Annotated in this window: 11 protein-coding genes; 1 reads left to right on the plus strand and 10 read right to left on the minus strand. The window is 42.2% G+C overall.

All coding sequences use genetic code 11. The annotated features are described in order from the left end of the window. The first annotated feature begins 389 nt into the window (after positions 1–389). Positions 390–770: a group III truncated hemoglobin gene (locus FY557_RS19580; RefSeq protein ID WP_149248910.1), complete on the plus strand. Its 381-nt coding sequence runs from the start codon at positions 390–392 to the stop codon at positions 768–770. A 426-nt stretch (positions 771–1196) separates the two neighbouring features. On the opposite strand, the gene FY557_RS19585 is transcribed toward FY557_RS19580, so the two are convergent. The 10 genes from FY557_RS19585 to FY557_RS20230 all read right to left on the minus strand — a co-directional run bounded on the left by FY557_RS19585 (position 1197) and on the right by FY557_RS20230 (position 11416). Further along, entirely contained in the window at positions 1197–2267 is a 1071-nt protein-coding gene (locus FY557_RS19585) for a calcium:proton antiporter (RefSeq protein WP_149248911.1), read from the minus strand. A 268-nt stretch (positions 2268–2535) separates the two neighbouring features. Further along, positions 2536–2874, minus strand: a complete 339-nt coding sequence (locus tag FY557_RS19590) for a DUF6122 family protein (RefSeq protein ID WP_149248912.1) — start codon at positions 2872–2874, stop codon at positions 2536–2538. A gap of 41 nt (positions 2875–2915) precedes the next feature. Continuing rightward, on the minus strand, positions 2916–4142 hold the full coding sequence (locus FY557_RS19595) for a hypothetical protein (RefSeq protein WP_149248913.1): 1227 nt from the start codon (positions 4140–4142) through the stop codon (positions 2916–2918). Next, complete coding sequence (locus FY557_RS19600; RefSeq protein WP_149248914.1) at positions 4142–6199, minus strand: hypothetical protein; 2058 nt, start codon at positions 6197–6199, stop codon at positions 4142–4144. The genes FY557_RS19595 and FY557_RS19600 overlap by 1 nt, the downstream gene beginning before the upstream one ends. A 13-nt stretch (positions 6200–6212) precedes the next feature. After that, positions 6213–6881: a hypothetical protein gene (locus FY557_RS19605; protein ID WP_149248915.1), complete on the minus strand. Its 669-nt coding sequence runs from the start codon at positions 6879–6881 to the stop codon at positions 6213–6215. A 14-nt stretch (positions 6882–6895) separates the two neighbouring features. After that, on the minus strand, positions 6896–7630 hold the full coding sequence (locus FY557_RS19610) for a DNA alkylation repair protein (RefSeq protein WP_149248916.1): 735 nt from the start codon (positions 7628–7630) through the stop codon (positions 6896–6898). 10 nt (positions 7631–7640) lie between these two features. Continuing rightward, on the minus strand, positions 7641–8921 hold the full coding sequence (locus FY557_RS19615) for a cation:proton antiporter (RefSeq protein ID WP_149248917.1): 1281 nt from the start codon (positions 8919–8921) through the stop codon (positions 7641–7643). A gap of 24 nt (positions 8922–8945) precedes the next feature. Beyond that, complete coding sequence (locus FY557_RS19620) at positions 8946–9575, minus strand: DUF4919 domain-containing protein (protein ID WP_149248918.1); 630 nt, start codon at positions 9573–9575, stop codon at positions 8946–8948. After that, positions 9576–10805 carry a GTPase HflX gene (gene hflX, locus FY557_RS19625; RefSeq protein WP_149248919.1) on the minus strand — a complete coding sequence of 410 codons (1230 nt, stop codon included), beginning with the start codon at positions 10803–10805 and terminating at the stop codon, positions 9576–9578. A gap of 434 nt (positions 10806–11239) precedes the next feature. Further along, positions 11240–11416: a hypothetical protein gene (locus FY557_RS20230; protein WP_185151781.1), complete on the minus strand. Its 177-nt coding sequence runs from the start codon at positions 11414–11416 to the stop codon at positions 11240–11242. Positions 11417–11735: the final 319 nt, after the last annotated feature.

Consider the following 11735-nt stretch of genomic DNA (forward strand, 5'->3'; position numbering starts at 1 on the left):
TAAAAAACTGTATAATACAGTAAGTAAAAAAAAGAATTTTTTCATGAGAATTTCTAATTAACAAATATTACTTTATTCCAATTGATATCTGTATGGTTAAATTAAAGCATATTCATGTAAAATTAAATATTATTTCAGAAAAAACTATTAATAATTAAAATTATCTTCTTTTGAAATCCTCCAACATCTGCGACACCTCAACCCCTCCGCTGCCGCACAAATCCTTTCGTGTGGTTTTTTACTGATACTATGATGAAGACCGTTTCGATTATAAATAATTCATTCCTTGATTGTTCTGGCAGCTAAAATTTTCATAAACCTTTCAATACCTGAAATACATCAACCCCACAACCCATTCTGCAATCCAACTTTTACCCTACCTTTGAATCATGAAAAAATTGGAATCGAGAGAAGATGTTGAGCTTCTGGTGAATTCGTTTTACGATAAAGTGGTTAAGGATGAGGAGATCGGCTTTTTCTTTAATGAGATTGCCAGAGTAGACTGGGAAAAACATTTGCCGAAGATGTATGCATTCTGGGAATCGGTTTTGTTTGGGCAGATGTCGTACAAGGGAAACCCGATGGGCGCGCACTTCCCGATCAATGAGATCCGGGCGATGGAGCAGAAGCACTTCGACCGCTGGCTGAAGCTTTGGACGGCAACCGTCGGGGAGCATTTCGCCGGAGAGGATGCAGATCAGGCAATTTATAAAGCTGAAAACATTGCTAAGCTGATGGCTTTCAAAATGGACCTGGCCAGAAGGCTGTAAAGTTCAAAGTTTTGGTTTAAGGTTCAGCGTTATAAGTTTAAAATTCAAAATTGAACTTTAAATTCGGGTTAGTGTTATTAAGACAGATGAACCGATGATATTTTGTTTAGATATCAAGTTTTATAAAATAAGAAACGCGAATAACTCATGATCTAAAACGGATTGCCGTTAACAAAAAACATCTTGGATAATAGTTTTGCCGAAAGAAACTTCCGGCATCCGGCATCCTTCTTCCAGCTTTTTTACGATTATCCTTCGAGTTCACGTTAGGACAGTCAACAATAATCTTAACCGGAAACTTCCTGCATCCAGCTTCCCTCTTCCAGCTTTTTTACAATTTATCCCTTGAGTTCACGTTAAGACAGTCAACAATAATCTTAACCGGAAACTTCCTGCACCCATCTTCCATCTTCCAGCCTTTAACCTTTAAGGCACAATCACCGTAAAAATGTAGGCCGCCAGGTTCACCAGCAATACCGTTCCGTAGAGGACATTCGTTTTTCCGCGGCTTAAAGAGAGCATCACAATGAATACCGAAAGAGAAAGCAGGATCACGTCTTTCTTATCCAGGCCGAGAACCAATGGGATATCATACATAATACAAACCACGGAAACTGCGGGAATCGTTAAGCCGATACTCGCCAGTGCGGAACCCAGTGCCAGGTTGAGGCTCGACTGGATCTGGTTGCTGCGCGCCGCCCGGATCGCCGCGACTCCTTCCGGAAGCAAAACGACCGCCGCAATAATGACGCCCACCAGGGATTTTGGGGCCCCTAAACTCCGGACCATGTCTTCAATGGTTGAGGAAAGCCCCTTGGCCATCACCACCACAATGGCCAGGCAGATCACTAAAAATACAAAGCTGACCGTTGTTTTTTTCACTGAAGGGGTATAATGCTCCTCAGGATGTTCTTCCGGTGCGATGAAATAATTCCGGTGTCGGATCGTCTGAACCATTAGGAATACCCCGTAAATCACCAGGCAGGCAATCGATACGAAAATCAGCTGGGCCTGGTTATAAAATGGTCCGTTGACGCTGGATGTGAAATTCGGCAGCACCAAAGTTAAAATCAGGATCGAAACGATACTCACCAGATAAGTGGTGGCAGAAGTCCTCGCGAAGAACTGTTCGTAATATTTTACCCCGCCGACCAGGATGCAGATCCCCAGGATTCCGTTCAGAATCAGCATCACCGCGGCAAAAACCGTGTCCCTTGCCAGGGTAATAGCCTGTTCTCCTCCGGCGACCATCAGGGAAATGATCAGCGCGACCTCAAGAATGGTGATGCACAGGGCCAGGATAATCGTACCGAAAGGTTCCCCGACTTTATGGGCAACCACTTCCGCATGATGAACCGCCGACAGGACACTGCCCGTTAATAAAATTCCTGCGATAATGTCAAATACCACACCCGTACCCATCAGCCCGGAAAAATAATAGCCCACGGCCAGAACAGGGAAAATATACGTATAATGTAAAAATTCTTTTAATTTCATAAGCCTCTGTAAAATACAAAAAATCAACGGTTTTTAAAATACCTAAAGGAAATATTAATAAAAGTTTATTTCATTTACTACGGTTTATAAAACCGGTATACAGGGAATCCATAAAATAAAAGTCATAGGACTTTTAAATAATTACCTTGTTAAAAACGATCCGGGAATAAAAATCAAAGATTTTTACAAAGCTTCTGTATACTTTTCGGATTGCCATAATGACTTTGATAAGCAGATTAAAATCTTTTGTGACTTTGCGGCTGAGTTATTAGTGCTGCCACAAATAAAAATCCTGCAGGTCCGTCAGCATATGGAACAACAGCCCGATGCCGATGATCCTGATATTTCCTCTGAAAAACAGCATCAAAAAATACACCGCAATGGCATAATAAGAGTGCAGGAAATGAAATCCTACACTCGCCCGGCCCGGATCGAAAATCGGGTCCGCAAAAAGATGGTCGAGATCCACCAGCATGGTTGCCAGCAGGATCAGATATACTTTTTTCCAGTGTTCCCGGTAGAAGATCAGGGCAATGAATACCGGAAAAACGAAGTGAAGAAAATAGTGGGTGAATGTTTTAAGCAAAGCAATATCTGAGGAATCCATAGTATCTTTTGTGGTTACATAAAAATTTGAAGGGTTTCTGTTTATGGTCCTAAAATCAAAGGTCGCTTTTCTTTTTTAAACTGTAATTTTACATAATACTCATGATTCCTGTTGGCATAAAAGAAGCATTCCAGTTGGGAGATTATCTTCTTTTCTACCGGAGATCCTGTCTTCCATTCTGACAACAACAACGGATTGTTTTTTATAATAATATAATTGGTCCCCACCTTAGAAGGCAGCTTTACGGGATTTCGTACCGACATTATTTCAACGGACTTCTTATTTTTAACGACCGTATTCGGCTGAAAAGGAATGGCAGTAAACTGGTTCCGGTCATTGATCCATTTCTTTTCCTGGAAATATCGGATGGCTTTTTCCGGATCGGCAGAGTGTAAGGCAAAGGCATAATCGGGTTGTAAGATCTTTTGAACAGACTTTTTCTCGATTTCATTAAAATGATCATCGTAACCGTAGGTGATGATGGTGTCATTCACCTGTTTGAGTTGTGCGGTAGCCTGTACATACTCAACTCCGGCAGTTTCCGTGAAATCAATGTTGAAAAGCCGTGCGATATCTCTGATATTTCTGGCATCCGTCTCAGCACTAAAAAAGGAAGTCCTGTTTTCAATCCCGGAAAGAATCTGACTGAAGTTCTCAGGATGAAAACTGTTTTTAATCTCAATATCATGTTCATGGAGATCAACAGAAAAATTACGCGTTCGCGGCCCTGAAATAAAAGAAATACTTCCTATACTCCTGTCGATAAAAGAACTTGCCTGATAATCCGTTTCCCCGGACCTGATTGAGATGGCAACACTTTCAAATGCAGAACCGGAAGTTCCAATCAGGCAGTTGCCGTCTGAGATCTTCAGAAAAATAAAATCCTTTTTAAAAGTGTTGTTCTCGGTGCTGATGAATTCCTGCCGTTTCACATAATTCAAAAGCTTCTGTTCATCCTTAATTTCAAAAACGCTATACCAGTGAGAGAAAGGACTGCCCTGAAGATGGAAAATCTGTAAAAAATCAGGAATCTTTAAGCCGGTGTCCTTTAAAGAAGCGGGCGCACCGCCGGCTTTGTTTTTCTCCATTATCAATGAAGGATGTCCGAGAATTTCTGAAATATATTGCCGTGTGCCTTTTTTCATATCAACCAGGATAAGAATGTCCGTATTTTCCGGGACAAACCTCAACGCTTTATCCTGATGGTAAAATACAAAATAGACCGTGGCTGCGATCAGAAATAAAATCAGGGCAATATATTTTTTCATTAAAGGACCGGCGTTTTCTTTTCGGATTCGTTGATTTTGTAGATCTCGTCGAAGAGATCAAAGAAATACATCAGGCTGTTTTCAGAGGAATTCCGGATCCGGTAATCGATTTCCGTTTCTATATTGTTTCCTTTTGCTTCCGTTTTGAAATAGACTTCGCCTACATTTCTCCGGATGAGATCCAGGGTTTTTCTTTCCGGTATGCTTTTAAATTCTTTTTCCAGCCCGCTCAGCAGCTTCTGCATATCAAACCTTCCCGACGAAGGGTACTTTGCCGAGTCTTTTGCCCACATTTTCGCCATTTCCGACTGGTTCTTCGGTACGGTATTATCCGGCGATGAGGCAACATAAACGATACCGTCCTTTACCGTAAAAAACAGCTGATCGAAATAGCCTTGGCTATTTTCATCTTTAAATACATAGAAGTTTCCGTTTTTAGAAAAATTCTTCGACGTTTTTTTATTCGCGGTCAGCAAAGTGAAGATGCGGTTCCAGTAACCTTCGTTTTCCGTTGCAAAGGCAAAGGTGAAATCCGGCATCACCACTTCCTTGGTTTTCTGAACTTCTTTTTCATTATAATCATCATCGTATTCGAAATCGGTGTAGCTTACGGTTTTGGATTTCAGTTCATTCAGCACGAAAATTCCGTTTCCGGGTGCGATTCTGGCGATGGCCTCTTCATCCAAAGCAATCTTCATCGTTTCCATGATCAGTTCTGCCTCATTCCGGTAATCAGTCTCTCCGGAACTTTTCAGGAAGGTATACAGCATATCGAAATACTTGCTTCCGTCTACGTTGATGGCGTAGTAACCTACGCTTTTATCGTTGATGAGCGCTGTCAGTTTTTTATTCTTCTTTCCTTTGTATATCGCGGCAATACTTTTCTGGATTTCCGGGTTATTGTGCCGGTAATTATTCACCAGCCTTACCTGATCCTTATCAAAATACAGGTTATAAGAATAGTTTGAATTATAAAAATTCGTAAAGAACTGCCCGAATTCATACCTTCTCATCATACTTCCGTATACCCCGCTTTTCATGATGCCTGCATAATCCAGGTAGACGAAAACATCGGAATTTCCGTCGCGGTAAGACGTCATCTCGCCCGGGATATCCAGCTCCGGAGCGGAATTGAAATAGTCATCAAAGGCAGCTTCCGCAATCTTTTTCTCCATCCTGAACTTTTCGATATTCATGGAATCAAGCTCTTTCTGATACATTTCGTCTGCTTCGGGATCCTCCTCTTCCATATCTTCGGGCATGGGCGGAGGAAGGGTTTCAGGATCTTTATCGGAATAATTCTTATCGGTGGATCCTTTCTTCTCTACAGGATACTGGTGGTGCTTTTCCAGGTATTTGATATCCTTCTGGATCCGGGTAATTTCAGCATGGTTTTCTTTGATGCTTTCTTCGAGCGATTGAATATCTTCTTTCAGGTATCCGATCTCTTCTTTATAATCAAAAGCCTTTTCCACATAGGCACTGTCCGTTTCCGGTCCGGCATAGGCGCTGTCGGTAGCAGCTGCTGCAACGCTGTCGATTATTGATCTTGCGCTGTCAAGGTCGATATCGTCTTCCCAGTCGTAGGGTTTGTTGTAATTAACGGTCTTCAGGACGGCACGGTTTCCGTTCCAGGCGACAAACACGTCATTGTCGAGATTTACATAAGAATATTTATTCTTTCTGGTAATTTCGAGCCCTTCTTTTTTTACGGAATGGATGAACTCCTGGAATTTTCCCTGGTTATCCAGAATAAAATGTGCCGTATAAGCCTGCACGGAATCGTTTAGTACTGCATAATGGTATTGCGTCGCATCGTATTTGATCCCGGTTTTCGAGTAGTCGGTCCAGTTCGGCTTGGTTTTGCCTTTTTTGGCAACTTCCTGCAGCAAAGGGTTGAATTTTTCCCAGTTCACTTTCTTGTCCAGCTGCTTGCCGTTGATTTCCATATAAAACAGGACGTCTTTCGGGAGTTTCATGCGTTGCTGGGCAAAAACAGAGAGAAGTCCGGCACACAGGAAAACAAGGAGCTGTATTTTTTGTAAAAAATATTTCATGGTGTATGGTTAATTATTGAAAAAGAATGGTATTCTGTAACGGTTTTTTCTGAAGGATGAGATCCAGGACGGGAGCTTCCAGCTTAACGGCTTTCCGGTTAGGTGAAAGCGAATAGGCATTGTTGGTCTGTGATTTTACGGAGCTTTCAAACTGCAACACGGAAATATACCGGGCATCGTTGAAGATTTCCTTATCCGCCTTGCTCATTTTATCGTAATCGCTTCTGAAGGTATTGATCTTATTGCGGGTGAATGATTTGCCGGCCATATTCTGGCTGTAGATCTGCGTCGGAACCATTTTGCCGATGATGTTTTTAGCCTTAAGCTGTTCGAGTCCGGCGTTGATGTTTTCGATCCTCTTAAAATTGCAGCTCAGCTTGATGATGTAATTATCAAAATCCATGGAGGTCTTCACATTGGAAAGTCCCGGCGTCGCTTTGAAGATCCGGGCTGCTTCATTGATCTTCGCTTCGATTTCCGGTCTTTTCGGAACCTTTTTTCCGTTGATGGTTTCCATTTTCGAAATGGAGGCCAGCCGGGTTTTGCTCTTGCTTGCGTTGAGGATAACGGTATATTCGCCGCTGCCGTCTGCTTTTACATTTACCTTTTCCAGAATGTCGAAACAGCTGGTCAGCAGTAAGAGCGGCAGCAACAGGAGAACATGTTTAATAAAGTTTTTCATAATGGTTTTCTTTTTTAGGCTCTGCCCTTTAAATAATCCTGCCGTACATCTTCATCCAGCTTTTCGATGGCGTATCTCAGGCAGGTTCTTGGCATTTCCCGGTAATATCTGTTTAAATAATCGATAAGTTCCTTTTTATTTTTCTGTCCCATTTCCCGGAGCAGCCAGCCGTTGGCTTTATGCATCAGATCATGGGAATGTTTTAAATTCCGGGTAACGAACTCTTTCGTCAGTTCGAAAGATCCTTTCTTCACGTAGTGCATCGTCCCGACAACGGCTATTCTTTTGTGCCACATCTTTTCAGAGCCGGAAAGGGTTCTCAGCAGGTCGTCCCGCTGATTTTCAAAGCAGTACCGGCCCAGTATTTTATAACAGCTTGAGTCCACCAGATCCCAGTTGTTGATGTACTGAAGATGATTCAGGTAAAAGTCAACAATGGTTTCCCGTACTGCTTTATCTTTTATTTTTTCAAATTTAAAAATTAAAATAAAAAGCGCGGTCAGGCGGTGCTCATGATATCCTGATGAAAGCAGCAGACTCAGATCCTCAAGAGAAATTTTCTCATAATATTCTTTGGCCACCAGCCGCTGATCCGGAACTTTTACCCCCAGGAACAGATCGCCTTCTCCATATTCGCCTTTTCCCGTTTTAAAGAACTTCGGAAAAAACTGTGCTTTCTCAGGAACGGAAAGAATGGTTAGCGCTTCCCTGATTTCTTTAACGGCAGAATTTTTAGATGGCGAATGCATTTGATTTAAATTATTTATTCTCTTTTAAAGCAACACTCTCCAGCTTCTCTTCCTCTATGGCAATCTTGTTCGGGTTGGCAACTTTTGCAATCGTAAGTCCCTGAACGATAATGGAAAATACCACCACGCAGTAAGTAATGCTTAGAATAATCTCACTGTATTCGTTTTTGGGAACAGACATCGCCAGAGCAATGGAAACCCCGCCCCGGATTCCGCCCCAGACCAAAACCTTAACGGTCTGCGGACTGAAGGTCCGTTTCATAAATTTTGTAGGCCCCCAGATGGAAATCACCCTGGCCAGCAATACAATAACGATAGCAGCCAGCCCCGGAACGATAAAATGCCTTAAGTCTTTGATCATCAGTAATTCAAATCCGATAAACAGGAACAGCACCGCATTAAGGATTTCATCGATAAGTTCCCAGAATTTGATCAGGTAATCCTGTGTGATCGATTTCATTTTAAATTTAACACTGAAATTACCCATGAACAGTCCCGCAGCAACCATGGTCAGCGGCCCTGAAATATGCATTTGCCGGGCAATAAGATAGCCTCCCATTACTACGGAAAGCGTTACCAGCACGGAAATAATATAATCATCCACTTCACGCATCAGCCTGGATGTGATCCAGCCGAGAATAATTCCCAGCAACAGGCCTCCGCCTGCCTCCTTCAGCAGCAGCATTCCGATACTCTCAAGCCCTAAATCCACCTGCTCGCCAATGGCCAGCTGAAGCACTACCGAGAAAATAACCACGGCCATCCCGTCGTTAAAAAGTGATTCTCCGGCCACCTTTGTTTCCAGCGATTTCGATACATTGGCCTGCTTCAGGATACTGAGAACAGCCACAGGGTCTGTAGGTGAAATCAAAGCTCCGAAAAGAAGGCAGTATATAAAAGGCAACTGGATGCCTAAGAAGGGCAACAGGTAAAACATACCGAATCCCACGACGAAAGTAGAAATGAGTACACCTACCGTAGAAAAAATTAAGACCGGGCGGAACTGTTCCTTGAGGTCGTCCAGATTGATGTGGATCCCTCCTGCAAACAGCAGGAAATTAAGCATGGCGCCCATCAGGACTTCGGTAAAGTCGATGCCGGTCATCAGATCGTGAAGGTGCCCGTAGGTTTTCGGTAAGACCGCTTCCCCGAAAGAAACCAGAAAGATGGAAACCACAATGGCAATCACCATAATTCCGATCGTACTCGGAAGCTTAAGAAATCTGTAATTAAGATATGAAAATATGGATGCTAGAACGATAAGAGCTGAAAATGAATAATATAATTCCACTAAGCTGTTTTTTTAATTAATTTTTTAGTAATCGATATAAAGTACTTTAATATAAACTTTGTTGTTGTCTTTTTCCCAGATGTCGAGAATGCCGTCCCGTACGGATTTTGAGCCTCTTGTGTAATCCTGCCCGAGGTTTAAGATATTCAGCAGGATGTATTCGTCGCCCACGGAATTTACCAGGTATGGTGTTTTTTCGGTTTTTCCGTCGCCGGAAGATTTCATACCGTCCGTTAAAACTCGGAACTGGCTTAGGTGGTACATGAAATTATCACCGTCTTTCTGATAGTCGTAGGCTTTCAGAAGGATCAGGAGAATATCCAGGTTGGTAGGATCTTTGTCATAAAGAATTTTTCCCTGCCGGATGCAGTCCTGGAAGTTGTTGGCTTTGAAAGCCTCCGTTAAACTTTTAAAATCCGGATCGGTGGTAATGACGGGATTTTTTATGAAATTCCTTCCGTAGTAAAGATACCGGGCTTCAATGGTGTCCAGAGACCTTGGATAAGCTTTGTATTTAAAAATAAGCTTCTCGTAATTGTAGGCGGATTTATCGCTTTTCAGATCTTTCTCGATCGTTTTAAGGTCGGTTTTCGGCTTCTGACTGAAACCGAAAACCGAAACGAAAATCAATAATAGGAAAAAGTGATATTTCATCTATTCTTTTTGGTTTTCTTCTTCCTCGTCGTTATCGAAATATTCAAAAAGGAAATCGTTGTAAGGGAACCTTGAGATATGGATCTTCATGACTTCATCATAGATCAGCTTCTTCATTTCCGGGAAGTTCTCTTTCGTCAGTGCCGAAATGAAGACCGTCGGATACTTGGATTTGGCCATCCAGGTATTTTTCCATTCTTCCAGTGAGATATTTTTTCTCGTCGAAGGCGTTAAATCATCTTCATCCTTCTTTTGGTAGCTGAAATCGTCAATCTTATTGAAAACCATGATCATCGGCTTCTGATGGGCATTGATCTCCATTAAAATCTGGTTTACGGAATCGATATGGTCCTCAAAGCTTTCATGGGAAATATCCACCACATGGATCAGGAGATCCGCTTCACGAACTTCATCCAGGGTCGATTTGAAAGACTCGACCAGTTGAGTCGGCAATTTCCTGATAAATCCTACGGTATCCGTTAAAAGGAAAGGAAGATTTCCAATCACCACCTTTCTCACCGTCGTATCCAGCGTTGCAAATAATTTATTTTCGGCAAAAACTTCAGATTTCGATAAAGCGTTCATCAGCGTAGATTTTCCTACATTGGTATATCCTACCAAAGCAGCTCTCACTACCTTTCCGCGGTTATTTCTCTGGGTCGCCATCTGTTTGTCAATGGTTTTCAGCTTGTCCTTCAGTAAGGAAATCCGGTCGCGGATAATCCGTCTGTCGGTCTCGATCTCCGTTTCACCGGGGCCTCTCATCCCGATTCCCCCTTTCTGACGCTCAAGGTGGGTCCACATGCGGGTCAGCCGCGGTAAAAGGTATTGGTATTGGGCCAGTTCTACTTGGGTTCTTGCATAGGATGTGGTAGCTCTCTGAGCAAAAATGTCAAGAATCAGGTTGGTACGGTCGAGGATCTTCACTTCCATTTCCCGTTCCAGGTTTTTGAGTTGGGAAGGGGAGAGCTCATCATCAAATATGACGGTGCCGATGGCATTTTCTTTTACATATTCTTTTATTTCCTGCGCTTTTCCGCTTCCGATAAAGGTTTTGGAATCCGGCTGGGTTAATTTCTGGGTAAAACGACGGTCTACGGTAGCACCGGCCGTGAAGGCTAAAAACTCAAGCTCGTCCATATATTCCTGAAGCTTGTCCTCATCCTGATGCTGCGTTACCACGCCTACCAAAACGGCCTTTTCGTAATTATGTTCTTTCTTTTCTAGCATTAAATTCTATCTGTATGTTGTAAGATTTACAAGATACCAATTTTAATGAAAAAAAACAAGACGATTTTTTATGGTAGCGGAATACAGGTATTTATTCAGTTTTAATTTAAATGAAATGATTCTGGAAATTTTAACTGGGCATCCGGTAAAGCTGAGTATAAAATTAATTCTTCTGAACTAATTCTTACATTACCAGATAATTTCTGTAATCATATTGATGTTCATATAATCATAAAACCTTTTCATTATCAGAAAAGCTGAAGTTCCCGATTTAAGTGTTATCAATCAGAGCAGATCCTTGCGAAATCACGAGATTCATTTTTCTTTAATAAACAAGCGATTCATAGACAGTTTTCTACAGTACAAATTATATTTACAAATAGTTTTAATGGATATAAATATTGTAATCCCGTCAACAGAATTATTACATTTTCTTAGGAGCTTGATCCGGCTCTCTGCTCATACTCCTCGCGCCGGCCTTTTGCCATTGCTCCCTCACCAGACCCATGGCTTCCCGATGCTTTCATTCGCAGCTGTGGGGTAACCGCGGCGATCCGGGCTAGGGCGGCATGGCTTCTGAAGAACATTTCACTAAAGTTTATTTTTATCATTAGGCCTGTCATTTATATAAGATATATATTAAAGAAAGAAAATAAAGCGTTCTTTCGAATAAAGCACTGAAGTGGGTGATTTAATAACCCCGGGCGGAGCCCGGGTTAAGCTGTCATATTTCATCAAGCGCTGCAGGGGCGTCATCATTCAGGCAGCCCTTATCGATTCGCCTTACCATATTTTCCTCTCCCAACCTTTCTAAAACCCTCTTTTCCCTTGTGACGCTTAGCCTCTGCCTTAAGCTTAACTTTTACCTGATCTTATCCGAATCTCCCTTTTAGCTGTGTCCGGCTTTATTCCCAGACTTCTCTTCAGCTT

The sequence above is a fragment of the Chryseobacterium sp. SN22 genome, from assembly GCF_008329705.1.
Lineage (GTDB): Bacteria > Bacteroidota > Bacteroidia > Flavobacteriales > Weeksellaceae > Chryseobacterium.